At 60.1% G+C, this 24417-nt stretch carries 20 protein-coding genes; 12 read left to right on the top strand and 8 right to left on the bottom strand.

Annotated features, from left to right (window positions below):
• The 4 genes from VHE12_05300 to VHE12_05285 all read right to left on the bottom strand — a co-directional run.
• The coding region (locus VHE12_05300; GenBank protein HVZ80205.1) for a hypothetical protein at positions 1–497 on the bottom strand (497 nt) is incomplete at its 3' end.
• A gap of 128 nt (positions 498–625) precedes the next feature.
• Positions 626–1357 carry an HAD family hydrolase gene (locus tag VHE12_05295; protein HVZ80204.1) on the bottom strand — a complete coding sequence of 244 codons (732 nt, stop codon included), beginning with the start codon at positions 1355–1357 and terminating at the stop codon, positions 626–628.
• Between the two features lie 219 nt (positions 1358–1576).
• On the bottom strand, positions 1577–1951 hold the full coding sequence (locus VHE12_05290) for a hypothetical protein (protein HVZ80203.1): 375 nt from the start codon (positions 1949–1951) through the stop codon (positions 1577–1579).
• Between the two features lie 483 nt (positions 1952–2434).
• Positions 2435–4042: an FAD-dependent thymidylate synthase gene (locus VHE12_05285; GenBank protein HVZ80202.1), complete on the bottom strand. Its 1608-nt coding sequence runs from the start codon at positions 4040–4042 to the stop codon at positions 2435–2437.
• 227 nt (positions 4043–4269) lie between these two features.
• Here VHE12_05285 and VHE12_05280 point away from each other — a divergent pair, with 227 nt between their 5' ends.
• From VHE12_05280 to VHE12_05255, 6 genes are all read left to right on the top strand, one after another.
• The gene (locus tag VHE12_05280; GenBank protein ID HVZ80201.1) at positions 4270–5964 is read left to right on the top strand and encodes a DUF2723 domain-containing protein; all 1695 of its coding nucleotides are present in this window, start codon (positions 4270–4272) and stop codon (positions 5962–5964) included.
• A gap of 68 nt (positions 5965–6032) precedes the next feature.
• Positions 6033–7460, top strand: coding sequence for a magnesium chelatase (locus VHE12_05275; protein HVZ80200.1), 1428 nt, complete (start codon positions 6033–6035; stop codon positions 7458–7460).
• Positions 7461–7602: 142 nt separating this feature from the next.
• Positions 7603–9351, top strand: a complete 1749-nt coding sequence (locus tag VHE12_05270; protein HVZ80199.1) for a hypothetical protein — start codon at positions 7603–7605, stop codon at positions 9349–9351.
• 79 nt (positions 9352–9430) lie between these two features.
• A complete protein-coding gene (locus tag VHE12_05265) occupies positions 9431–10303 on the top strand; it encodes a DUF2167 domain-containing protein (GenBank protein HVZ80198.1) in 873 nt (290 codons plus the stop codon).
• 35 nt (positions 10304–10338) lie between these two features.
• Entirely contained in the window at positions 10339–11226 is an 888-nt protein-coding gene (locus VHE12_05260; protein HVZ80197.1) for a DUF202 domain-containing protein, read from the top strand.
• Between the two features lie 31 nt (positions 11227–11257).
• Entirely contained in the window at positions 11258–12979 is a 1722-nt protein-coding gene (locus tag VHE12_05255) for an ATP-binding protein (protein ID HVZ80196.1), read from the top strand.
• On the opposite strand, the gene VHE12_05250 is transcribed toward VHE12_05255, so the two are convergent.
• Complete coding sequence (locus VHE12_05250; GenBank protein ID HVZ80195.1) at positions 12959–15112, bottom strand: hypothetical protein; 2154 nt, start codon at positions 15110–15112, stop codon at positions 12959–12961. The two genes, VHE12_05255 and VHE12_05250, sit on opposite strands and share 21 nt — an antisense overlap.
• 91 nt (positions 15113–15203) lie before the next feature.
• On the opposite strand from VHE12_05250, the gene VHE12_05245 reads away from it, so the two are divergent.
• The 5 genes from VHE12_05245 (at position 15204) to VHE12_05225 (ending at position 20792) form a co-directional block, all read left to right on the top strand.
• On the top strand, positions 15204–16427 hold the full coding sequence (locus VHE12_05245) for an MFS transporter (GenBank protein HVZ80194.1): 1224 nt from the start codon (positions 15204–15206) through the stop codon (positions 16425–16427).
• A gap of 145 nt (positions 16428–16572) precedes the next feature.
• A complete protein-coding gene (locus tag VHE12_05240) occupies positions 16573–18417 on the top strand; it encodes a carbon starvation protein A (protein HVZ80193.1) in 1845 nt (614 codons plus the stop codon).
• A 20-nt stretch (positions 18418–18437) separates the two neighbouring features.
• On the top strand, positions 18438–18995 hold the full coding sequence (locus VHE12_05235; GenBank protein ID HVZ80192.1) for a hypothetical protein: 558 nt from the start codon (positions 18438–18440) through the stop codon (positions 18993–18995).
• 50 nt (positions 18996–19045) lie between these two features.
• Positions 19046–19786 (top strand): methyltransferase domain-containing protein, encoded by a 741-nt coding sequence (locus VHE12_05230; GenBank protein HVZ80191.1) that lies wholly within the window; start codon positions 19046–19048, stop codon positions 19784–19786.
• Positions 19787–19805: 19 nt separating this feature from the next.
• The gene (locus VHE12_05225) at positions 19806–20792 is read left to right on the top strand and encodes an aldo/keto reductase (GenBank protein ID HVZ80190.1); all 987 of its coding nucleotides are present in this window, start codon (positions 19806–19808) and stop codon (positions 20790–20792) included.
• Between the two features lie 6 nt (positions 20793–20798).
• On the opposite strand, the gene VHE12_05220 is transcribed toward VHE12_05225, so the two are convergent.
• Complete coding sequence (locus VHE12_05220; GenBank protein ID HVZ80189.1) at positions 20799–21290, bottom strand: FliG C-terminal domain-containing protein; 492 nt, start codon at positions 21288–21290, stop codon at positions 20799–20801.
• A 191-nt stretch (positions 21291–21481) separates the two neighbouring features.
• Between VHE12_05220 and VHE12_05215 the strand changes: the two genes are divergently transcribed.
• Positions 21482–21640: a hypothetical protein gene (locus VHE12_05215; GenBank protein ID HVZ80188.1), complete on the top strand. Its 159-nt coding sequence runs from the start codon at positions 21482–21484 to the stop codon at positions 21638–21640.
• 73 nt (positions 21641–21713) lie between these two features.
• Here the strand turns inward: VHE12_05215 and VHE12_05210 are convergent, their stop codons facing one another.
• Positions 21714–22676, bottom strand: coding sequence for an acyl-CoA desaturase (locus tag VHE12_05210; protein ID HVZ80187.1), 963 nt, complete (start codon positions 22674–22676; stop codon positions 21714–21716).
• A 348-nt stretch (positions 22677–23024) separates the two neighbouring features.
• On the bottom strand, positions 23025–24335 hold the full coding sequence (locus tag VHE12_05205; GenBank protein HVZ80186.1) for an FAD-dependent oxidoreductase: 1311 nt from the start codon (positions 24333–24335) through the stop codon (positions 23025–23027).
• Between the last annotated feature and the right edge of the window lie 82 nt (positions 24336–24417).

The raw sequence follows: 24417 nt of genomic DNA, 5'->3' as shown, positions 1-24417 counted from the left end.
GCCGTCACGGTGGAAGTGTCCGTAGGGGTCCCCGTCGCGATCGGCGTCCCGGTAGCGGTCGAGGTCAAAGTTGAAGTCGGCGTAAAGGAAGCGGTGGAACTGTGGGTGGCTGTCCCAGTAGCGGTCGAGGTACCCGTGTGGGTCGGGCTGAAGGTGGAGGTCGTTGTGGACGTGGGCGTAAAGCTAGGGGTCGTAGTGGATGTATCGGAGGGTGTAAAGCTGTTGGTCGGGGTCCCGGTCGCCGTGGACGTGAAGGTGGAGGTCGGAGTGCCCGTAAAGGTGGGGGTCAGGCTGGCCGTTGGCGTGGCGGTGACCGTGGAACTGTTCGTGGAGGTCGCGGTCGAGGTCAAGGTGGAAGTAAAAACGAGGGTGGCCGTCGGGGTCGCCGAAGGGGGCGGGGGCGGCATGGTCGGCATCTGGGGCCCCACATGAGGGCAACCCGCCAGGAAGGCGGCAGCGCCAATGAGTATTAAATAAGCGTAAAGGATCCGAGGCATCGTGTCCCCTGGTCGAAAGCCGGCAAACCTAAATACAGGGGAAAGGCGGAAATGTTACCGGGGGCAGGGGTATTTAAAGTGAAGGAAACCCAGGAAATGGCCCCAAAGACGGGCCAAGACCGGTCCCCCTAAGGATGGGGGATGGTCTCCAGGATGGCTTGAAGGACCTTTTCGGTCTGGGTCAGGTCTTGAAAGACGAAGTCCGGCTTTTCGGCGGCCAGTTCCTCCACCTTATAGGGACCGGTCGCCACGGCGATGACCCGCACATGCAGGTGCCGACCGCAATGGATATCGTTGGGGGTGTCCCCGATGAGCACGATCTCCTTGGCGGTGAAATGGTGCCCTTTGTGATGTTTGGCGGCGTCCACCGCCCGCTGCGGTAGTTCGGAGCGCTGGCGGGCATTCTCCCCGAAGGCCCCGAACCCGAAATAGTGGTTCAGGCCATGGACGCCCAGTTTGATGCGGGCCCCTTCCTCGAAATTGCCGGTCAAAAGCCCCAAAAGCATTTCGGGATGTTTGTGCAAGGCTTCCAAAAGTTCCCGGATGCCCGGCTTCAAGGAAACATATTCGGGATTTTCGGTCGCCACTTTCTTCAACAAACCGAGATAGGTCGTGCGGATCTTGGGTAAAAGGCCCTCGATCTCGCTTTCGGGGACCCCGTTCTGTCCCAGGATCTCATGGATGATCTGGGTGTCCGTCTTGCCGCCGGGACGGTATTTGGAGGTGTCGATCGCGCGGGGCCGGCCGATCTCCCGGAAGGCCGCTTCCATGGCGTCCTTGAAGGGGTTCTCCCAGGCCTTGCGGACCGTGGTCAGGATGGTGCCGTCGATGTCGAAGAGGACGAGCCGGGAAGGTTTCATGGGGAGGATTTTAGCCGCGAATCAGCGCAAATCAACGCAGAAGAAAAAGACGATTTAGCCACAGATGCATGGGATGCACATAGATAGATCAAAAATGGATTTTCTTTTTAGCCATCTGTGTTTATCTGCGTTCATCCGTAGCAAATTGGATTTTTCTTTTTTTGGGGCTTTAAGGTTATCCCATGAATCCCATGCATCTGTGGCTAAATGGGGTTTGGTTTATTTGAGAACGGTGCCATCGGTGAAGGCGATCATGGTAGGGATCCAGACCTGCCGCAGGTCCTCCAACTTGGCCTTTTTGAGTTTTTCGAATGCTTCCGGCTTGAGCCGGTCGGTGGGGACGTTCCAATTGACCCCGATCACTTGGCCCGGTTCGATGGCGGCAGTGGTCTCGATGGAGATATCGGCGACCACTTCATGGAACTGGGTGGTAAAGCGCAGGGTCCCCCGCACGCCGTGGATCTCCTTGCCCATTTGGTTCTTCAACTCGCACTTGAGGGTGATCTTCTGGGACTTGTTATCGAAGATCCCGGTCACGTCGTTCACCACGTCGGTACTTTTCTCATAGACGTAGAAGCGAAGAGCCTTCTGCATCGCCGTTTCGTTGGAAGTGGCAGGGGGTGCTGTTTTCTTGGTTTTCTTTGCGAAGCTAGGAACAGCTAAAATCAAAGAACAAAAAATAAAAACAAAAACATTGATTCGATTGAAGGTCATGGATTTTTTGACTCCAATCCGCAATTTGCACACCTTCTTCCCAATAACGCTCCAACACTTAACGATTGTTGGCCCTTTAAAAAAAACCCAACATGAAAGTTTTTTCCACATTTCGGGCACTTCATATACCGGAAAGACCAAAAACAATAAAACCCATAGACGAAAAGTGGGAAAAAGATCAAAACTTCTATTAACTTATAAATTACTGGGTTTTGACCTTCTAAAAATTTGGATGTAATCACCGACAAGGGAACCAATATCCAAAAAATTAATATCCGAATCGAAAGAGAATGGATCTTCCTATAAACAACCGTTGAATAATTTTCATTCATCTGAGTTCACCCGAAATCAAAAACAGACGTTTTAAATGACCCTCTGATACTCGGTCAGGTCCTTCTTCCACACCACCACCCCGCAGAAGCGCTCGCCTTCGGGGCATTTGGGCAGGGTGCCCGCGAATGCGCGGAGCGAACAAGGCGGCAGGAGCCATTTACCGATACGGGGCTGGACTTCCCGCACCTGCTTGGCTTCGTCCACCGAGGCCTGCCAGATCTCCTCCTGGGCGTTGTAGCAGAGCCGCATGGCGTGTTTGTGATGCAGGTTCAGCAGGTCCGCCGACTCGGTGAAACGCACCGAGACCGCGTTGGGCAATAGATAAGAAGCGAACTCATCCGGGACCCCCATCTTTCTCAGCTTTCCGATGGCTTCCCAGCTTTGGTCCATGACCTGGGCAAAACGGGCCTTCAAAGCCTTGTCCTGCTCGAAAAGGATGGGCACCAGGTAATCGGGCTCATCGAGGGTCAAGGCGTGCAGGATGGGCCGGGAGGCCGGGGTCATGCGGTGGCGCTGGTCCTGCGAATCAGCGGTGTGGGTGATCTTCTTGCGGAACGTGTAATGGGGATGGAACAGGGCCCGGGAGAGCTTGCTGTGGGTGGTGACGTTGAGCGTCTCGCCCAGGTAGCGGTTCTTGGAGGGGTCCAGGGCCAAGAGGATCGCCTCATCGTCCGATAACTGGCCGGAGGGCACGCCGAACACTTCCCGGACCGCCGAGGCCAGCATCTTTTCTCCGCCATGGGAATAGTCCACCAATTTGGAAGTGTAGCCCTCCAAGGACGCGTCGAACTCCTGCCGATAGGCCTTCTGGGTGGCGGCGGTGGCCCGGAAGCCCTCGAAGATCTGGGCCTCGGCCGTGGAATCGAAATCCATCGGGTTTTCCATGATGGCTTGGTACTCCGGGGAGACCTTGAGCACTTCCTCCACCATCTTCCCCACCACCAGCTTTTGCTCGAGCGGCGCGTCGAAGGTCTGGCAAAGGCGCCAATAGCGCAAGAGGGTGAGCCCGGAGACCGTGTGGTAGAGATAAGCGAAGGTCGCCACTGGCAACACATAGCGGGCCACTTCCTGCGATTTCTTCTGGACCGCGGTCAGCACCTTCTTGGACCGGGGGTCGCCGCCCTTGAACCGGGCCAGGTATTCCCTTTCCACCAGGGGCTTCAGGGCTTCGGTCAATTCCTCATAAGCCTTGGTCTGCAGGGTCAAACAATCCCGGTAGACCTTCTCGGCTTCGGGGGACATGGGGGGCACAGCCATCTGGTCCGGGTGGACCGTCACGTAACGCTGGGACACTTGTTCGGAGTTATAGAAGGGATGGCTGTGCAGGAAGCTCCAGATGAATTGCCGGGACACGTTCTCCAGGGCGAATTGGAAGTGGGCGTGCTGGAGGGTGGTGTGGTGCCCCGCCTTGTAGATGGAGCGGGCCAGGTCGTCACGCCGCTGGCGGCGCTCCGCTTGCTTGATCTCGTCCAACCCCTCGCCCGCCACCTGTTCGGTGGTCACGATGCCCTTGCTTGAATAGCAGGTGCGGGCGGTGGCCACCGCGTTGTCGAAGGGCTTCTCGAAGGCGTTGACCAGGGTGACCTTGGGGGCGGCGGAGAGGAAGGTGTCTTGGGCGATCCGGACCAATTCGGGCATGGGGACTCTTGGGGTTTTTTCGTGGGAGAAGGAAGGCGTGGGTTCATTCTAACTGAACGTCCCGCGGCGATGGAAGGACCCGGTCTATAATGGCCCCACTTTATCCTGCGAGGTGATCGTTGGGGTCCTCCAAGCCTGGGAGCCATCCGCCCCTTTCACCCTCTCCTCCCCTCCTCGTTCTTTGCGGCTTTTTTCTTCTTTATCTCACCACGCTTTGTCCCACCTTCATGGACGATGATTCCGCCGAAACCATCACCGCCGGGACCCTATTGGGCATCCAACACCCGCCCGGTTACGCCCTGGACACCCTTTGGGTCAGGCTTTTCGCCTTCCTTCCATTGGGCGGTGCCGCCTTCCGGGTGAACCTGGGTTCGGCTTTCCTGGGGGCGTTGGGGGTCTTCCTTTTCTTCCTTCTTTCACGGCGGGTGCTCGGGTTCCTGGACCCGGGCAAGGCCGGGTCCCTGCGGATCTGGATCCTCCCCGCTTCCCTTTTCGCGTCCTTCTGCCTGGGCTTCTCCCATACCCAATGGGAAAAAGCCTTAGGCGCCAAAGGGGGTATTTATTTGATCCAAGAGGTCCTGCTCTTGGGGATCCTCTATGTTCGCCTGTCCGTCCCGGGCCCCAAGGGGTTCCTGCTCGCCTGCCTGTTGTCCGGCATGGGTTTGGCGAACCATTGGGAGACCCAAGTGCTCTTCCTGCCCCTGCTGGCGGTCTTCTTTTGGCCCTTGGGCCCCGCCGACAGGACAGCCCTTCCCAAGGAATGGGCGCCGTACGGACCGCCTTTCCTGTTCCTAGGGCTTTCCCCTTTGCTCCTGCTCCCATTGCGCGCGCACTTGGATCCCTTGCCCGACCTGGGGCATCCCGACCATTGGGACCGGTTCCTTAAATGCATTTTTCGGGGCTACACCTTCGGCCGCGAACCCGGCCTCTTGGGTTCTCTTTGGGATATCGCGCGCGGCACCGGCTCGTGGGCGGTCTTGGGGTCGGTCTGGACCAGGATCTGGAAGGAACAGGTCTCTTATATACCTGTCCATTTCTGGAACAATCCGGGCCCGCTCGCCCTTGCCTTCGGGGTCCTAGCGATCCTTGGGGCCGGGAGAGCGGGTGCGCGAAAGATCCTGGTGCTGGTGTTCTTGCCCTTGGTCCCATTGCTGGCCGTCTTCACGGTCGCCCTTTGGGTCCCACTGAACGTCCCTCACGCCTGGCTGATGGACAATTACCTCTTACCGGCGGACGCCTTGGTCTGTTTATTGGCGGCCATGGGACTTGGGATCCTGGATCGCTTGAAGGAAGGCCCGACCAAACCCCACATCCTTTGGTTCTTCGCTTTGTTGGTCCTTTTCAACGGCGCCACGGCCTATCGGCTCATGAATGAAACGAAGCAGACCTTGCGTTACGACTACGGGACGAACCTCCTGCGTTCCCTTCCCAAGGCCTCCCTTTTCTTCGCCGAGGGCGACGAGGATTATTTCCCGCTTTACTACCTCCAGCTCGTGGAAGGACGCCGGCCGGATGTCCGGATGATCCCTTCCTTCACTCTTTTCGAGACCTGGGGCTGGGACCAGCTCGAGCGCTCCCATCCCGAACTGGGCCTGGGGTCCCGTGAAGGGGTACCGGACGACCCCTACCATCGCATCGAGACCGCCCTCGGGCGGTTGGTCTCCAAAGGCCGGGACCGGATCCCCATCGGCTACTCCTATTTCAGCGGGGCTTTCCACCATTACTACCTCCAGGGTCAAGGGACCGCGAAAGCGTTGCCATCCGGGAACCTCCTGCTTCTTGAAACCCGGGCCCTCCAGGGAGTGGATCTTTTGGCGCCCGGGGGCTTGCGGCTCCGCCATTTCACCGATTGCCCCTCCAACGCCCATCCTTCCTTGACGGGTATCTGGCGCGTCTACCGGGCCGTGGGCGTCGCTCCCTAAGCGGCCCTTGCTTCCTTTCTTTTGGGGACCGTAAGATTAGGGCTTAGTTCCCAAAACAAGGAAAGACCATGCCCTCCAAGCCCATTAATTTGAAGGAACTCCGCGCCTCCGGCTACCCCGACCGCACGGTCAAGGAAGAGATCGAGGCGAACCTCCTGGCCAAGCTGAAGAAGGGCGAACCCCTCTTCCCCGGCATCCACGGCTTCGAGGAGACCGTCGTTCCCCAGCTCATCAACGCCGTCCTTTCCCACCACGACATCGTACTTTTGGGGGAAAAGGGACAGGCCAAGAGCCGCCTCATGCGCTCACTGGTGAACTTCCTGGACGAGGAGATCCCGGTCGTGAAGGGATGCGAGATCCACGACCACCCTTACCACCCCATCTGCGCCTCCTGCCGTAAGAAGCTGGCCGAGCACGGGGAGAACCTGGAGATCGCCTGGATCGGCCGTGAGGCCCGCTACGGGGAGCGCCTTTCGCCCGGCACCAAGATCGCCGACTTGATCGGTGACCTGGACCCGGCCAAGGTGGCCGCCGGGAACCCGCTGGCGAGCGAGGAAGCCATCCATTTCGGCCTCATCCCCCGCATGAACCGTGGCATCTTCGCCGTGAACGAACTACCCGACCTGGAATACCTGGTGCAGGTCGCCCTCTTCAATATCCTGGAAGAACGCGACATCCAGGTGCGGGGTTATCCCATCCGCTTCGACCTGGACCTGTTGCTCCTTTTCACCGCGAACCCCGAGGAATACACCCGCGCGGGCAAGATCATCACCCAGTTGAAGGACCGCATCGGGGCCGAGATCAGGACCCACTACCCCTTGACCCGGGAACTGGGCCTTCAGGTCATCCATCAGGAAGCCCGCATGCCGAAGGATGGGGACGCGAAGCTGGTGGTCCCCGCCTTTATGGAAGAGATCATCGAGCAGATCACCATGGAAGCGCGTAAGAGCCCCTATGTGAACCAGAAATCGGGGGTTTCGGCCCGTCTTTCCATCGCCAACTTCGAGACCATGGTGGCCAATTCCCGCCGCCGGGCGGTGGTCTTGGGCGAGGCCGAGGCCGTCCCCCGCATCTCGGACCTGAACTATCTCTATACCTCCTCCGCGGGCAAGATCGACCTGGACCCGTTCCGGGAAGAGACCGTCACCGAGCGGCAGGTCTTCGAGAAGATCATGGATAAGGCCATCCTGACCGTCTTCAAGGAGCACATGGAGAAGGACCATCTGGAGCTGACCATCCCCGACATGTCGGGTGAGAAGCACATCCGGGTTTCGGACCTGACCCCCGCGGGCGACTACAAGAAGATGATCTCCCAGATGCCGCAGATCTGGGAGCCGGTCCAGCACCTGGCCGAGGGCAAGAGCGAGACCTATCAGGCTTCCTGCGTGGAATTCGTGCTGGAAGGCCTGCATTTGTCAGGCAAGCTCACCCGCAACAAGGTGGGGGAGATGATGGACTACCAGACTTCCGCCGCCCCGAAGAAGAAACCTGTCTAACCACAGAGAGCACGGAGAGCACAGAGAAAGGCCTTCTTTTGTTCACAAACTCCTTTTCTAAACGGACGATACGATCAAATTCTTTCACTCAAAATGGTTTCCTCTGCGATCTCTGTGCCCTCTGTGGTGAAAGGGCCTTAACTTGATAACCCACGACTATTCCGAATGGCACGAGCCCGAGGAACCGCCCTTCACCATGCAGGACCTGGTGAACGCGGTGAAAGAGCTCATGATGCGCTACCACGTCACCTTCGACGAGGCCCTGCGCCACCTGCAGGAGAAAGGCATCCCCTACAACCAGTTCCTCAAGACCAGCGGCCTCACCGACCTGGTGGAGGGCTACCTGAAGGAGATCGAGCGCCTGAAGAAAGAGATCCTCGAGAAATACCGGTTGGACAACGTCCTCAACCGGCTCGAGCAGGAGATCCGCCGCAAATCCGCCGAGCTGGAACAACAGGTCGCGCGCCTCAAGGATAAGGACATCGCCAAACGCCTGGACGAGGCCCTGGACAGCCGAAACCCTTCCCAGCTCTACAACCTGGACTGGCAGTTGTCCCGCCTCAAGAACAAGAACGCCGAGATCGCCCGGGACCTGCTCCAAGAACTGAACCTGCTCTGGCAAAAGATGGCCGAGCTGGAGGACCTTTACCAAAAACACACCTTCACCGGCCAACAGGACCCGAACCCCGAGGAGTCCCGCCGCCTGAAGGAACGCCTGGAGACCCTGGACCGGTTGGAACAGCAGTTGAAGGACGCCCTGGAGCACGGCGATCTCTTCAATATGGAAGCGGAGACCCTCAAGGACATCCTGGGCGAGGAAGCGGCCCAGGCGCTCCAGGCGAAACGGGACGAGCTCAAGAAGCAGTTCAACGAAGCCATCCAGGCCACCGGCGACGTGGACTACGACGAGGACAACGACATTTATAAGATCACGCCCGGGGCCGCCCGTAAGATCGGCGAGAAGACCCTAAGGGAGGTTTTCTCCCGCCTCTTCACCGACGGGATGGGCCGCCACCACGCCACCTACACCGGCGACGGCAACGTGGAGATGACCCCCACCCGCCCCTATGAGTTCGGCGATTCCCTGACCTCGCTGGACCTGTCCGGGAGCCTGCTCAATTCCGCCATCCGCCAGATGGGCACACCGGAGAGGATGAAGGACGGCCGCATCAGGATCGACAGCCGGGATTTCCAGGTCCACCAGACCAAGGGCGCCGCGGCCTCGGCCATCGTCATGCTGATCGACCAGTCGGGCTCCATGAGCCGCTATGGGCGTTTCTACAACACCAAGAAGCTGGCCCTGGCGCTGGATTCCCTCATCCACACCGAATATCCCGAGGACAAGCTCTACTTCGTGTGCTTCTCCACCTTCGCCAAACAGATCCCCGTGGGGGCCATCCCCGAGCTCGCCCCCAAGCCCATTTCCATCATGGGCGGCGCGGTCAACATGCGGGTCGATTTCTCCAAAGGACTCACCCAACGGGACCGGGATTCCATCCCCCAGCATTTCACCAACTTGCAGAAGGGCCTGGAACTAGCCCGGGTGCTCTTGGCCAACGCTGAAACGAGGAACAAGAGCATCCTCTTGATCACCGACGGCGCCCCCACCGCTTTTTACGAGGGCTCCCATCTTTACCTCACCTATCCGCCCAACGAACGGACCTATCAAAGGACCTTGCGGGAAGTCCGGGCCGTGACCGACGAGGGCATCACCATCAACACCTTCATGATGGGCAACGAGGTGGATATGGGCTATTTCGGCGAGGGGGATTTCCTGGAGGCCATGCATAAGATCAACCAGGGCCGGCTCATCTTCCCCGCCCCCGAGAAGCTGACCCAATATGTGCTCCGGGATTTCCTGGACCACAAGCGCAAGATCATCCAGATTTAACCTTCCCGGGCGGCTTATTTCCTTGGAGCCCGAAAAGCTCCCTTCCTATACTGGCTCCATCCCATTCGAAAGGTATTCCATGAAATCCTTCCTGGCCGCCCTATCCCTTTGCTTCCTCCTTTCCGCCCCCCTGCGCGCCGAACTCCATCCCCTGCAAGGTCCCGCCACCGGCCGGATCGGCGACATGGCCGATATCAAGGTTCCGGAAGGCTACGAGTTCTTCCCCAAGGACGACATGAAGGAATTCATGGAAAAGACCCACAACCTCTATTCCGGCGACGAGCTGGGTGTCCTCTACACCAAGGATGAGAACGGCTTCATGGCGCTCTTCACGTTCGAGGACACGGGCTACATCAAGGATGCCGCCAACGAGAAATTGGACCCGGACGCCATGTGGAAGCAGATGGTCGAGAACGAGAAGGACGCCAATGAGGAACGCAAGAAAAAGGGTTGGGAGGAGATGCACCTGGTCAAATGGGCCGAAGAGCCCCATTACAACCCGGACACCCAGCGCCTGGAATGGGCCGAAGTGATCGAGGAAAAGGGCCAGCAATTCGTCAACTTCAACACCCGCATCCTGGGCCGCAAGGGCGTCATGCGGGTCATCGTGGTGCCCCATGGGGAGGATTGGCAGGCCATGCTGGGTCCCTTGAACCATACGCTGGATGGCTTCGATTACACCAGCGGCAACAAATACTCCGAGTGGAAGACCGGGGACAAGGTGGCCGAGTTCGGGCTGGCCGCGCTGGTCGTGGGCGCCGCCGGGGCGGTCGCCGCCAAGACGGGGCTCCTGGGCAAGCTGGGCGGCTTCTTCGCCCTACTGGTCGCCAAGCTGGGCAAGCTGCTGATCGTGGCCTTGGCCGCGGTCGGGGCCTTCTTCAAGAAGATTTTCGGCGGCGGCAAGGGCAAGGATAACGACCAAAACCCGCCGCCCCCGCCGCCCCAGGTCTAGGTCCGGATCCTTAGAATTTTTCCTCCAGGCCGGCCATGAGCCATTTCCAGATCTTCGTCGTGCTCGCGTCGGCCATCTATCTGGCCGAGTGCCTGGTCTATGCCGGGGAGGCGGGCTGGATCCTGCTGGGTTGGGGCAAGGCCTTCACCCTTCACCGGGGACCGGGCCTGCGCTCGCGCAACCCTTGGCCGGCGGGCTTCTGCTATCGTTTCCCACCGTCCTCGCCTGTTCCCAACGGTCCCTCCCGGCTATCCCTCCCCGAGGCCAAGGACCGCTACCAGGATTTCCTGGCCTTCGACCGGACCCTTAAGTCCTGGTCCCGCATCCTGATCGGGCTGGGCGCCACCGCCTTCCTGCTGTTCGTCCTGCGGAAAGGTTTCTGGCTGGCCTGGGGCCTCTGGGCCTTCGCCTTCCTCTTCGTTCACCTGACCCTGGTCGTCGTCTTCTGGCGTGGGTTCGGAAAGCTCTATCCGGAAAAGAAATGGGCGCGCATCCGAAAGACCCTTCTTTGCGCCGTCTCACCCTGGCTCTCCTCCCGGGCCATGGACCTCCTGGCCGACCCGCTCTTCGATCATTTCCATCCACTGGTGGCGGGGAAACTGCTTTTGGCGGACCGGGACTTCGAGGGTTGGGCCCGGCGTTGGGTGCTGGAACTTCGCTATCCACCGGCCCTGGCGGGCGTGGCGGAGGTGCCCCTCCTTCTGGAAAAGGACCGGGAAGGGGAGGAACGGACGATCGTTCAGTGGCTTCAGGAATGCGGCCTTGAAACCGTCGGCTTATGGGCGCCGATGGCCCCCACGGGCCCCCAGGACCGGAGCTATTGCCCCCGTTGCGAGGTGGCGTACCGGTCCCTGGAAGGTTCCTGCAAGGATTGCGGCCGCGACCTGGTTCCTTTTGGGGATGCCCATTCCGGGGTAGGATAAGGACGCCTCTTTATCCCCCGAAGGACCCGCCTTGAGACCCACGCTTCGGCTGAAACTTTACGCCGGCTTCGGCATCCTCCTGGTCTTCATCTTTGCCATTGGGACCCTTTGTTATTCAAGCCTCAACCGCATGTTGGACGACGACCGTAGGGTGGACCATTCGGAGAACGTCATCTCCAAGATCGAGGCCTTTGAGATCAACCTCAAACGGGCCCAGGCGGATTACCGGGCCTATCTTCTCTCGGACCACTCCACGCTCCTTCAATTGGCCGAGTCCGAGATGAACCTGGCCTATAAGGACGCCTTGGAACTCCAAAAGATGACCGAGGATAACCCCAGCGAAAAGCAACGTTTCGAGACCCTCATGCCCCTTTTGCAACAGCGTCTGCAGAACTTCGAGGCCAACCGGAGCCTTTGCCTCTCCGGCCATTTTGAAAAGGCGGTGGAGCAATTCAAGGCTCTGCATCCCGTCCAGGCGATGGACCCCATCGACCACTTGACCGCCCAGACGATCGCGGAGGAAGAGAACCTCCTCATAAAACGGAGGGATTCGGAGACGAGCTCCTCCCACATGACCTCGATGATCGTTGTGGCGGGCGGTGTGGCCGCCACCCTTTTCGCCATCCTCGCCCTCTTCGCCATCGGCCAGGAGATCAAGAAACGCGAAGCCGCCCAGGAGTTGCTCCAGCTCAACGAACACCGCCTTTTCCAGTTCCTGGAGGCCATCCCCCTGGGCATCTTCGTGCTGGACGCCAAGGGGAAACCCTTCTACGCCAACCAGAAGGCCCGGGAGCTCCTGGGCAAGGGCATCGTGGCCTTCTCCGAATCCAAGGACCTTTCCACCATTTATTCCTCCTTCGTGGCAGGGACCGAGGATCCCTATCCCAATGAAAAGAGCCCGGTGGTCCGGGCCCTTAACGGAGAGCGTAGTTCGGTCGAGGATATGGAGATCCATCATCCCGATGGACGGATCATTCCCATCCAGGTCTGGGGCACGCCCGTCACCGACCTGAAGGGCAACGTGAACTTCGCCCTGGCGGTCTTCAGCGACATCACGGAGCGCAAGCAGGTGGAGGAGATGAAACAAAGCCTCATCTCGGTGGCGTCCCATCAGTTGAAGACGCCGGTGGCGCAGATCAACGGCTACATCGAGAACCTGTTGGACGGCCTGGCCGGGGAGTTGTCGGCTTCCCAGAAGGATTACCTCATGGACATGCGGGAGATCGGCGTGGCCAACTTCCGTCTCATCAGCGACTTCCTGAACCTCTCCAAGATCCAGCGGGGACTGCTGGACCCCTCGCTGGAGCGGGCCAGTTGGTCCACCATCGTGGAGTTCGGCCTGCGGGACTACAAGGAGATCATCTCCCGCAAGGGATTGGAACTGCGGCTGGAGGGACTGGAGAAGGACGTCTTCGTCATGGCCGACATGGACAAGACGGTGGAGGCCCTGCGGAACCTCATCAGCAACGCCGTGAAATTCACCGATAGGGGCTCCATCACCCTGCGGGTGGAAGTGAAGGCCCCCTGGGGGACACTGAGGGTCGCCGACACGGGCCCGGGCATCAGCGAGGCCGCCATGAAACAGATGTTCAGCCAGAAACGCATCCTGGGCGAGGAGGCGGGCCGGGCCGGCGCCGGGATCGGCCTTTACATCGTCAAACGCTTCCTGGATGTGCAGGGCGGGTCGATCGCCGTGGAGACCGAGAAGGGCAAGGGCACCTGTTTCGCCCTTTCACTTCCCCTGGCTCCCTGAGGTCCCGCGGTCCTTTCCCTCAAGGCCCGTCGGTCGGCGTTCTCCCCCGGCTTCCCCTTCCGCCGCCTCCCGTTCCGCGACCAAGGCCAGGGCCTCGGCGGTAGGACAAAGGTTCAAGGGCGCCCGCTCCGCCTCCTGAAAGGCCCATCGGGCTTCCTCAAGTTTCCCAAGCCTCAAAAGAAGGGCCCCGAGCCTGTAATAAAGATGGGCCGCGGGATAACCCTGGACGGACCGGCGGAGGGCGGTCTCCAACTCCCGGGGCGGGTGGCCCAAGAAATAATAGAACAGGCTCGCCATCCTTTCCCAAAAGCAGGAGACCAGATAGGGATCCCGGAGCACCAGGGGATAATGCCGGAAGGCCTCCTCAAGGACTTTTCCAGCCGGTTCGTTCTCCGTGGCGAGGAAACGGGCCCTCTCGATATCGTCGAAGCAGACGGAGGCGGCCAACCATCCTTCGATCCGGGGGCGGTCCTTCTCCCCCAAGGGCAGGAGCATCAAGGCGCTCGGCCCTCCCCCGGAACGCTCCTTCCCCAGGACATACCATCGGGCGTCGGGAAAGCCCGCGTCCAGGAAAGGCCGGTAGTGGAGGTTCGTCAAGGCCGCGGCCCAACGGGCCTTCCCGACGGACGTCGACGTTCCCGCGTTGCCCAGGGAGGAAGCGGCCCGGATGAAGGAAAGGTCGAAGGAATCGTCGGGACAAAAATCGGGGAACAGCACCCCCGGACCCTGTTCCTTCACTTGCTCCCGCAGGATCCGGTAAGCCCGGTATCGTTCGATGGATTTTCCCGTCCCACGAAAAAGATCGGGCCGGTCATCGATGTTCCGGTAGGGAAGGTTCAGCTGCCTCCAATCCATCCCCCCCGAGACGGCGAGGAAGGACAATAACAAGGGGACCCGCCATCCCGTGGGAAAGGTCACCAAAAAGGATCGAAGACCCAGGGCTGCCGCCCAAAGCACCCATGGAAGGATGGAGACCACCCGGTAGGGTTCCATGTTCATGCTCAAGTATCCGGGGGCCAAGAAGAGGAAAAAGACCGCCAGGAAGAGGTACAACCAGGCGCGGCGCGCCCGGTAAAGGACGGCCAAACCCGTCAGGAAAAGGGCCCCCAGGAGGGGATTGAAATAGCCCCCTTCCCCATCGCCCCCAAAAAGGATCCGCAGGTATCCGCCGAGTGAATCCAGGACCTGCCAGGAACCATCCGGACCTTTCCAAAAACCGACGCTCAGGATATGGCCACCGACCCTGCCCTGCGTCCATTCCCAGGCCAAGGGCACGACCGCCAAAGCCCCGGCCGCCAGGAAAATGGATCTTTCCTCGGCCGCTCTTTTCGACCGGCCCGAGACGAGGAGGAACCCGATCACCAGGGCCAAGGAGACGGGGGCAAAGGACGGGAAAGTCCAATAGCCCGACGCCGTCCAAAAACCCAGGATCACCGCCCAAACCCGTCGGTCCGGTCCCACGGTCTTCGAATATTTTCCCAGGAAATAAACGGCCATGCATTCCCAGGCCGGAAGCCAGACCCCCCAGATGCCGGTACGGCCCAGATAAAGCGGCCAATAGCTCACGGCCAGGAGGGATCCCAACAACCACCCTTGTCCACGTGTGGTCCAGATACGCAAAGCCGGAACGGCCGCGATCGGGATGAGAAGTGAGGACATGGCCGCTGGGAACCAGGTCGTCAGGAAGGAATCATGGCTGATGCGCCAAACAGCCGCGCAGGCCCAGATCCAGGGTGCCGGGATCTGCCCTCCGAAAAAACCCTTCCAGACGCCCATTTGCCCGAAATGCTCGGCCAGGTAGCCTCCCGTTTCCTCATCCGAACTGGGCCAGGCGGCCAATGTATCCAACCGCCAAAAACGGAGGAGGACCGCCACGGCCAACAGCAGGGCCGGGACCCACGATGGAAAAAAGAACTCCTCCCGGACCAGGGTCTTTCCATCCGGAACGGACCGGGAAGCCCTCCCCAAGAGGAAAAGAAAGGGAAGGACGATGCCGCCCAGGACCAGGGCCCAGGGCCACGGCCCGGAAAGGGTCCGATGGCCCAAAAGGAAGAAAGCGAGGATGAAGAGAGCCGCCGGGAGCCCGTCCAGGGGCGCGGGGAAAGGTCGGATTTTCTTCCTTTGAAAGGCCATAACGTTCAGTCTAAATGAACCCCTGGTATAAAAAAAGGAACGAAGGGCTGGAAGCCTCCGGCGATCGATCGGTTCCTGGTAAAATCCCCGGATGAAAGATCCATACCCCTCCGGCGGTATATGGTTGGCCGTCTTCGTGGCGGCCCTGGGTTACTTCGTCGACGCCTACGACATCATGCTTTTCTCCATCGTCCGCAACCAAAGCCTCGACGGGCTCGGCATCCCCGCGGACCAGGCCCTGGAAGTGGGCGTGCGGCTCTTGAACTGGCAGTTGGCGGGTTTCCTCCTGGGCGGTCTCTTCTGGGGCATCCTGGGCGATAAGAAGGGCCGGCTTTCCGTCCTTTTCGGTTCCATCATCCTTTATTCCGTCGCCAACATCGCCAACGGCTTCGTCCACGGCGTTGAAAGTTATTCCTTCTGGCGCTTCCTCGCCGGGGTCGGCCTCTCGGGGGAACTGGGCGCGGGCGTCACCCTGGTCAGCGAGCTGATGCCCCGGGAAAAACGGGGCTGGGGTACCACCCTCATCACCACCGTGGGGGTCACGGGCGTGCTGGTGGCCGCCTTGGTGGGCCAGCGTTTCGATTGGCGCACCGCCTATTTTGTGGGCGGGGGCATGGGACTGGTCCTGTTGGTGCTCCGGCTGGGAGTGCGGGAGTCGGGGCTTTTCCTGGCCCTGGAGAAGAAGACGGGCGCCTCGAAAGGGGATTTCTTCCAGTTCTTCCGATATCCCCGTAAGGGCTTGATCTTCCTAAGCCTCATCCTCGCCACCTTCCCGGTCTGGTTCATCGCGGGAGTGCTTCTGACCTTCTGTCCCGAGATCGGGAAGGGCATGGGGATGACGGAACTTCCCTCGCCCGGGCGGGCCATTTTCTTCGCCTACCTGGGACTCCCCCTGGGGGATCTCGCGAGCGGGACCTTGAGCCAGTTGTTCCAGAACCGCAAGAAGGTCATCGCCTCCTTCCTGGTCCTCAACGCCCTCTCCGTCACCTCCACCCTGCTCTGGGGCGGCACCTCCCTCACCGTCTTCTATGCCCTTTGCGGCTGCATGGGCTTCTCGGCGGGTTTCTGGGCGGTGGCCGTCACCTCGGCCGCCGAGCAGTTCGGGACCAACCTGCGGGCCACCGTGGCCACCTCCGGCCCCAACTTCGTGCGGGGATTGACGATCCCCGTGACCTTGGCCTTCAAGGCCCTCATCCCGGTCTGGGGCGTCCTGGGCAGTGCGTCGGCCCTCGCGGCCCTTGTCCTGGCGGCCGCCTTCTTCGGCCTGAGCAACTTGAAGGAGACCTACGGCATCGACCTGGATTACATGGATTGAGGCCCACCCTACTCCTTTACCCTGAAGTCTTGGGATCCGGCGATAAGGACCCCGAGTCGGCCTTTTTCCCTTCTTCTATTTTCTTGGTGAACTTGGTGCCCTTGGTGGTGAAAATGCTTTTACTCCATACCCGAGAGGAGTTTTCATGAACGTCCTGCCCCTCATCCTGACCGCCCTTCTGGTCATGATCATCGCCTACCGCTACTACAGCTACTTCCTGGCCACCAAGGTGGTGGTGCTCGACGACCGGCGCGCCACCCCCGCCCATCTGCTGAACGACGGGCACAACTACCACCCCACCAACAAATGGGTCCTGATGGGCCACCACTTCGCCGCTATCGCGGGGGCGGGCCCCCTCATTGGCCCGGTCCTGGCCGCCCAGTTCGGCTTCGTGCCCAGCTTCATCTGGCTGCTGGCGGGCGTCTGCCTGGCCGGCGCCGTGCATGATTTCATGATCCTGGCCGCTTCCATCCGCAGGAAAGGCCGCTCGCTCGTGGATATCCTCCGCCACGAGATCAGCCCCCTCTCGTCCGTGATGGGCGCCATCGCCATCTTCATCATCGTCATCCTGGCCCTGGCGGGCCTGGGGATGGCCGTCGTGAACGCCCTGAAGGCCAGTCCCTGGGGCGTCTTCTCCATCGCGGCCACCATTCCCATCGCCTTCCTGGTGGGCTTTTGGATGCGCAAAGGCCCCTCGGCCATCGTCCCGGCCAGCATCGTGGGGGTAGCCCTGGTCTTCTTCGCCGTGGTCTTCGGGGACCATATCCCCGGTTCCCCCCTCGCCCCCTACTTCACCTTCTCCCGGGAAGGCGTCATCGGGGCCCTGGCGATCTACGGTTTCCTGGCTTCCGTGCTCCCCGTCTGGATGCTCCTCACTCCCCGGGACTACCTGAGCTCTTATATGAAGGTGGGGACCATCGCCTTGCTGGTGCTGGGGATCATCGTCGTGGCCCCGGACCTGCATATGCCCGCCTTCGGCTATGTGGACGGCGGAGGGCCCATCATCCCGGGCAAGCTCTTCCCCTTCGTTTTCATCACCATCGCCTGCGGGGCCATCTCGGGTTTCCACGCCCTGGTCTCCTCGGGCACCACCCCCAAGATGCTCGATAAGGAATCGGACGCGCGGGTGATCGGCTATGGCTCCATGCTCATGGAGGGCCTGGTCGGCATCGTGGCGCTCCTGTCCACCAGCGCCCTTTTCCCCGGCGACTACTACGCCATCAACCTGCCCGCCGACAAGTTCGCCGCCCTGGGACTGACCCCCGTGAACCTGCAGGCCCTGTCCCAGGCGGTCGGCGAGAACGTGGCGGGCCGGCCCGGCGGGGCCGTGTCCCTGGCCCTCGGTTTCGCCCAGATCTTCAGCGGCTTCCCCGGCTTGGAGCGGCTCATGGGCTACTTCTACCATTTCATGATCATGTTCGAGGCCCTCTTCATCCTCACCACCATCGACGCGGGTACCCGCGTGGCGCGTTTCCTGGTGCAGGAATTCTTCGGGCGCTTCTACAAGCCCCTGGAGGACACCAACTGGATGCCCGGGACCGTCCTTTCCACCGCTTTGGTCGTCTTCCTTTGGGCCTGGCTCATCTGGGGCGGATCGGTCGCCACCATCTGGCCCATGTTCGGCACCGCCAACCAGCTCTTGGCCTCCATCGCCCTGGCCGCCTCCACCAGTGCCCTCATCAATTCGGGCCGCACCCATTACATCTGGGCGACCTTGGTGCCCATGCTTTTCGTGGCGGTCACCACCCTCTCGGCCTGCTGGCTGAACATCACCGATAACTTCCTGCCCTTGGCGGCCGCCCATCCGGACAAGGCCTTCCAGGCCTACGCCAACGTGGCCGCGACGGTCATCATCATGGTCTGCGCGGTGGTGGTGCTGTGGGAATCGGGCCATCGCTGGTACCAGATCCTGGCCTTGAAAAAACACCCCAAGGCCGTCCACGACAAGGCCCACAAGGGCCATGAATTGCCGGATTATGGATGTTGTTGAGATATCTTAAGGAGGATTCGATGAAAACATGCCTGAGGCTGTCCGCCGCCCTTCTTCTGGGCCTTTTCCTTTGTCTCCCCGCCCGATCGGATGCCGCCACCTCGCTGGCATGGCACCGCCACACCACCGACTATTACCTGGTGGCCCTCCCCCAAGGTTGGGAGGTCAACGAGAACATGAAGATGGGCCTTTACGCCATTTCCCTCGTCTCGGTCAGGCCCTTGAAGCCCAACGATGTTTTCCGGGAGAACGTCAACGTGGTGACCGAGAACGTGGACCCTTCCTTCGACTTGACGGAATACGTCAATACCAACGTCACCGGCATGAAAAAGGCCCTCAACCAGTTCCAGCTCATCAATTCCGGCGAGTTGCAAGGGGCCTATACCCCCTGCCGCTACATGACCTATACCCAGGTGGCGGAACAATACAACGGGACCCTCAAGGCCGTCGTGTTCTTCTACCTGTCGCATGGAAAGGCTTACTCCATGACCTGCACCTCGACCCAGGAGAGTTTCGCGGCTTGGTTCCCCACCTTCGTGCAGATCGGAAAGAGCTTCAATTTCCCCAAGGCCCAATGACGCCGGGTCACGAGGGCCTTTTCCGCTGATCCGTCATCCGGGAGTCCCAAATGCGGGAATGGCATGACAAATTCTTTGCCGGAACCTACACCCGGATCCTGGCGCATACCTTCACGAAACACGCCACCCGGGAGCAGGCCCGCGGCATCAAACACCTCCTGGGCCTGCGGAAGGGCCAAAAGGTCTTGGACCTGCCCTGCGGACAAGGACGGGTGACCTTGGCCCTGGCCCGGATGGGCATCCGGGCCATCGGCGTGGATCGCCAACCTCATTACATTCGCCGGGCCAAAACTTTGGGACACCGGGCCCACCTCAAGGCGGAGTTTCAGGTGGGCGATATGCGGGAAACGTCTTTTCAGGGCGAATTCGACGCCGCCTTCAATTGGTTCGGCAGTTTCGGTTATTTTAACGCCCGGCAGAACAAGAAGGTCCTGGCGAATTTCTTCCGGGCCCTGAAGCCCGGCGGTCGATTTGTCCTGCAGTGCCCCAATAAGGACTGGATCAAGCGGAACTTCAAGCCGGTCATGGAAGCCACCATCGCGGGCATCCGGATGACCCAAAGGAACCGTTGGGAAGCCAAGGACCGGAGCATCCGGACTTATTGGACTTTCCAATCGAAGACCAAGACCGATCGCTATGTCTCGGTCATGCATCAATACGATAAAAAGGATCTGGCCCGCTTGCTAAAAAGCGTCGGCTTCCGAAAAATAAGATTCTTCGGAGGCCTTTCGGGCAAGCCCCTCCACGAGGACTCCGCCGGGATCATCGCGGTCGCGGCCAAACCCAAGTGACTGGAATTGAAGGCGGAAAATGAAAAAACGCAAACTAGGCTCCCAGGGTCTCCAGGTTTCCGAACTCGGGTTGGGATGCATGGGCATGAGCTATGCTTACCATCCGGTCGAGGAGGCGGATTCCCTCAAGGTCCTGGACCGGGCTTTGGAACTGGGCATCAATTTCTTCGACACCGCCGAAGCCTATGGGCCTTTCAAGAACGAGGAACTCCTGGCGAAAGCCTTCAAGGGCCGCCGCGACAGGCTGGTCCTGGCCACCAAGGTGGCCTGGAAAGAGGGGAAGGCCGGGCCTGAGAACCTGGATGGTTCCCCCGCCGCCCTCCAAAAGGCGGTCGAGGGATGCCTTTCCAGGCTCCAGACCCCTGTCATCGACCTTCTTTATCTCCACCGGGCCGACCCCAAGGTCCCCATCGAGGAATCGGTCGGCGCCATGGCCCAATTGGTGAAGCAAGGCAAGGTCCGCTACCTGGGGTTGAGCGAGGTGGGACCCAATACGATCCGAAAAGCCCACGCGGTCCATCCCATCACCTGTCTGCAGAGCGAGTATTCCCTTTGGGAGACGGCCATTGAGGATGGGATCCTGCCGGTCCTGCGGGAATTGGGCATGGGCCTGGTACCCTTCAGCCCGGTGGGCCGGGGATTCTTGACCGGGGCCATCAAGAGTTATGAGGATCTGGGGCCCAATGATATGCGGCGTAACCTGCCGCGGTTCCAGGGCGAGAACTTCAAGGAGAACATCAAGCTGGTGGAGGAAGTGACGAAGCTGGCCAAGACCAGGGGGGCCACCGCCACCCAGGCCGCCTTAGCTTGGCTCATGAACCAGGGGGAGGACATTGTTCCCATCCCCGGCACGACCCAGGTGAAGCATTTGGAGGAGAATGTGGCGGCCTGTGACATCCCCTTCACTTCCGAGGACTTCAGGGCCATTGATGGGATCTTGGAAAAATTCCGGGTTTCCGGGAACCGCTACAATGAATCCATGGCGAAGATGGTGAATAAGGACTGATATCCCTTAGATCCTGTCCAAAATATCCTTCTTCCAAACCTCCAACCCCTCGACCTTCTTGAACAAGGTCCCTGTTTCCTGGCTCTGCTTCTTCCAATCCTCCAATTCCGCGCTGCTCTCCTTCACATGAAGGACGACGGCCCCATGGGCTTCCAGCTTCTTGATGATGCTCATCATCTCAAGCCGGGCCGTGCGGATGGCGGCCTCGCTGACGCCCAATTTCAGGAAGTAATGCACGTCGTCCTGGATCATCTCCCAGCTCTTCTTGGACATGGCCTTTTGGAGGTTCTTGAGGGCGGGGGTCTTGTAACCCATCATGGCCTGGGCCAGGACCTTGGCGTCCACCTCCCGCAGGATGGCCTGGAGGGTCATAGGCTCGAGCTTCTCGCAGAGTTCTTCCAGGATGGGCTCGGCGTTGGGCACATAGTAAACGCCTAATTTATGCTCGACGGCTTCCAGTCTCTCAAGGATCTCGTTCAATTCCGGTTGGTCCGCCATGGGCGCCTCCTGGGGTGGGCTTCCTGCATTATCCCCCCAACATCGGGAAAGAACGCCCTTTTTCCATGAGCCAGGTCATTGGAATCCCGCTCCCACCGTCTTACCTTAGAGGTGCTTCGGTCTCACCAAGTCTTCAAGGGGTGGACGGGATGGAAAAAAAGGAATGGTTCCACTGGGAAAGGCGGCACGAAATGAAAAGCGGAGCTTTCTACGGGTTGGGCATCATCGGTTCGGCGGTCTATTTCATCCAGCACAGCGACGGTTTTTGGATGGGCTGCCTAGGCGTCCTGAAGGCTTTGGTCTGGCCCGCCCTGGTGGTCTATAAGGTCCTGGGATTGCTCGGTCTCTGAACCGGCCTTAGCACAAATAAAAAAGCCTTGGAGGGAAAACCCTCCAAGGCTTTTGTTTTTTTACCCTGCCCTCTCAGGCTTTGGCGGTCTTCTGGAAAAGCTCCTTGGGGTGCTTCTGGATGTCCCAGACCAGCCCCACCCACGAGAACATCTTCAGGATGTAATGGGACATGTCGATCTCCCACCAATAGATGCCCTGGCTCTCGGCATAGGGGAACTTGTGGTGGTTGTTGTGCCACCCTTCGCCCATGGTGATCAAGGACAGCCAAAAGTTGTTCTTGCTGTCGTCCCCCGTCTCGAAGCGCTTCTTGCCGAAAACATGGGACAGCGAATTGATGGTGAAGGTGCCGTGGTAGAGCAGGGTGGTGGAGGTGAAGAAGCCCCAGGCCAGCATCTGCATGCCGTTGGTGTGGAGACCGGGCGCGGCGTGTTCCAGGAAGGCCCCGAAGAAGAAGATCAAGGTGGCCAGGACGAAAGGCGCGATGCCGTGGTGTTTGTTGATGAATTTCAGTTCGGGATACTTGACCAGGTCCTTGACCGCCTCCTCATTGGTGGGTGCGTAGCGCTTGCAGAGGATCCAGCCCCAATGGGACCACCAGAAACCCCGTAAACCGGGGGAATGGATGTCCTCGGGGGTGTCCGAATACTTGTGGTGGTGTCGGTGATGGGCGGCCCACCAAAGCGGGCCTTGCTGGCCGCAGGAAGTGCCCCAAAGGGCCATGACGAACTGGAACCAGCGGCTGGTCTTATAGGACCGGTGCGAGAAATAACGGTGGTAGATGCCCGTGATGGCGAACATGCGGAAGTAGTACATGAAGAAACACATGGCGACGGCCGCCCAGCTGATGCCGGTCAACCAGGCCAGAAGGCCCACTACGTGGACCCCGAAAAAGGGGATGCTTCCCCCCCAGTCGATCTTCTCTTCCTTGGTGAAGGTGCGCAGGAAATTGCGGTGGTAATCGGTGATGGGGGCGGTTTGAACGGGGGTGAGATTGGGGATGCCTTCGATGTTCGGATGGACTTCAGTTGGTTGCATTGAGACGGATACCTCTTCTTTTTTAGGATCGCATTGGGACGGCCCGAGACCATCCAAGGCCATGGACCGAACGACTGTCTTCAAGAACAGTTCTGGGGGACCCGTCCCCGTTCTTTCAGGAACTTCCGACGTTCATACGTCGGGGACCGGGTGCGGGAGGAATGCGGACCGCCCGCCTAGGAGGGATGATCTTCTGTTTCCCTGCCGTAATTATACCTTTGCTTTTTTGCGGAGGTCACCCCAAAAAAGCGCGGGCACTTACCTGCCTTGGGAATGATCGGGACAAAGAGCGGTCTTTTCCAGCCCCCGCATCCTGTGGAAAAAAGCCATTCCCCACCATGACTGGTGTCACAATTCGATCCCGAAGAGGCGGCCCACCTGCAAGGCCGAGCGGACCGCATCCTCCAGGGCGCCTTGGCCGAAATAGCTCCCGCAAAAATACGTGTGGTTGCGGCCGTTGAGGCCTTCCAACTCCGATCGGGTGCGCAGGGCCTCCAGGGTCGGGACCGGATGGGTGAAATAGGCCTCTTTCAGGGCATGTTTTTCCGGGATAGGGCGCACGCGGTTGAGGGTGATGAAATACTGCTCCCGGCAGGTGAGGCCCATCAGCCGGTTCAAGTGCCCCGTCACGGCCACCGGTTCGGATTTGGTGGTCTCGATCTCCCGGATGTAGTTCCAGGCCGCCCAGGACCGGCGGGAAGGGGGGAGGATCTCGTCGTCGGTGTGCAACAGGACGTGGTTCTTCTGGTAGCGCCAGGGGGACAAGAGCCTCTGCTCGTCCTCGGTGGGCTCGTGCAACAACCCCAGGGCTTCATCGGCATGACAGGCCAGGACCACCTTGTCGAAAACACTTTCCTTCCCGTCCCGGCCCCGCAGGATCACCTGCCCCTTGGGGTCGGCCTCATGGTCGGCGGTCTCCCCCGGGAAATGGATGGGGAACTTCCGCTTGATCCCCTCCACGGGCTCGGCGACCTTGACCCGGAATTTAAGCTTGTTCAAAAGCGCCGTGATGAACCGGGAGCTTCCCTTTTCGATGCGGCGCCATTGGTGCCTTTGGTGGGGAAGGTGGGCCGGCAAGCGGTCGGCGAAAAGTCCCGCGGGCATGTCCTCCATGGCCTTGACCGAAAGACCCCAGATGGAGGCACCCAGCGGCAGGACATAGTCCCGGAGGAACCCCGGCGAGTAACGGTTCTCCCGAAGGTAGGCGCCCAGGACCGCCCCTTCCAACCTTCCTCTTTCCAGGTCCCGGTGGATCCTGGAATGGAACCAGGCCCTTTCCCGGAGGAATTCGAGGAAAGCGGGGCTGGCCCATTGGTGGAGCCGGGTGAAATAGCCCGGCCAGCCGGTGAGGGCGTATTGATAGCGGGTCTTTTCATCGAAGAAGGCGAAGGACCATTCCGAAGAAGCGGTGGGAACCTCCAAAAGCTGGAGGAGCCGGACGAAGTTGGGGTTCTCCCGCAACCGGAAACCGAGGAAACCCAGGTCGAGCAACAGGCCCTTGTCCGGTCCACCGGGGATGGTCCAGGTGAAGCAGTGGCCGCCGGCCTGCGGCGCTTTTTCGAAGACCGTGACCTGGTGCCGGCGCTGGAGGAGATAGGCGGCCGTGAGCCCCGCGGGCCCGGCACCCACCACCGCGATGTTCAAGCTGTTGTCGCCCATGGTCTCCATCGAGGGACAGTTCGTGGTTTTTGGTCTTTCGACCCTTCCCCATCAACCCAAAAGCCCTTAGCTTCTGAACTAT

The sequence above is a fragment of the bacterium genome (assembly GCA_035549195.1).
Classification (GTDB): Bacteria; Oederibacteriota; Muellerivitia; order Muellerivitales; family Muellerivitaceae; genus DASZRK01.
The sequence above is the reverse complement of the archived record's forward strand: the minus strand, read 5'-3'. Positions and strand labels throughout refer to the sequence as shown.

Bases quoted from the DNA above. Each gene is read 5' to 3' on its own strand.
- VHE12_05295 (HVZ80204.1), bottom strand. From the start codon at position 1,357: ATGAAACCTTCCCGGCTCGTCCTCTTCGACATCGACGGCACCATCCTG.
- VHE12_05290 (HVZ80203.1), bottom strand. From the start codon at position 1,951: ATGCAGAAGGCTCTTCGCTTCTACGTCTATGAGAAAAGTACCGACGTG.
- VHE12_05285 (HVZ80202.1), bottom strand. From the start codon at position 4,042: ATGCCCGAATTGGTCCGGATCGCCCAAGACACCTTCCTCTCCGCCGCC.
- VHE12_05280 (HVZ80201.1), top strand. From the start codon at position 4,270: ATGGACGATGATTCCGCCGAAACCATCACCGCCGGGACCCTATTGGGC.
- VHE12_05275 (HVZ80200.1), top strand. From the start codon at position 6,033: ATGCCCTCCAAGCCCATTAATTTGAAGGAACTCCGCGCCTCCGGCTAC.
- VHE12_05265 (HVZ80198.1), top strand. From the start codon at position 9,431: ATGAAATCCTTCCTGGCCGCCCTATCCCTTTGCTTCCTCCTTTCCGCC.
- VHE12_05260 (HVZ80197.1), top strand. From the start codon at position 10,339: ATGAGCCATTTCCAGATCTTCGTCGTGCTCGCGTCGGCCATCTATCTG.
- VHE12_05250 (HVZ80195.1), bottom strand. From the start codon at position 15,112: ATGGCCTTTCAAAGGAAGAAAATCCGACCTTTCCCCGCGCCCCTGGAC.
- VHE12_05245 (HVZ80194.1), top strand. From the start codon at position 15,204: ATGAAAGATCCATACCCCTCCGGCGGTATATGGTTGGCCGTCTTCGTG.
- VHE12_05240 (HVZ80193.1), top strand. From the start codon at position 16,573: ATGAACGTCCTGCCCCTCATCCTGACCGCCCTTCTGGTCATGATCATC.
- VHE12_05235 (HVZ80192.1), top strand. From the start codon at position 18,438: ATGAAAACATGCCTGAGGCTGTCCGCCGCCCTTCTTCTGGGCCTTTTC.
- VHE12_05230 (HVZ80191.1), top strand. From the start codon at position 19,046: ATGCGGGAATGGCATGACAAATTCTTTGCCGGAACCTACACCCGGATC.
- VHE12_05225 (HVZ80190.1), top strand. From the start codon at position 19,806: ATGAAAAAACGCAAACTAGGCTCCCAGGGTCTCCAGGTTTCCGAACTC.
- VHE12_05220 (HVZ80189.1), bottom strand. From the start codon at position 21,290: ATGGCGGACCAACCGGAATTGAACGAGATCCTTGAGAGACTGGAAGCC.
- VHE12_05215 (HVZ80188.1), top strand. From the start codon at position 21,482: ATGAAAAGCGGAGCTTTCTACGGGTTGGGCATCATCGGTTCGGCGGTC.
- VHE12_05210 (HVZ80187.1), bottom strand. From the start codon at position 22,676: ATGCAACCAACTGAAGTCCATCCGAACATCGAAGGCATCCCCAATCTC.
- VHE12_05205 (HVZ80186.1), bottom strand. From the start codon at position 24,335: ATGGGCGACAACAGCTTGAACATCGCGGTGGTGGGTGCCGGGCCCGCG.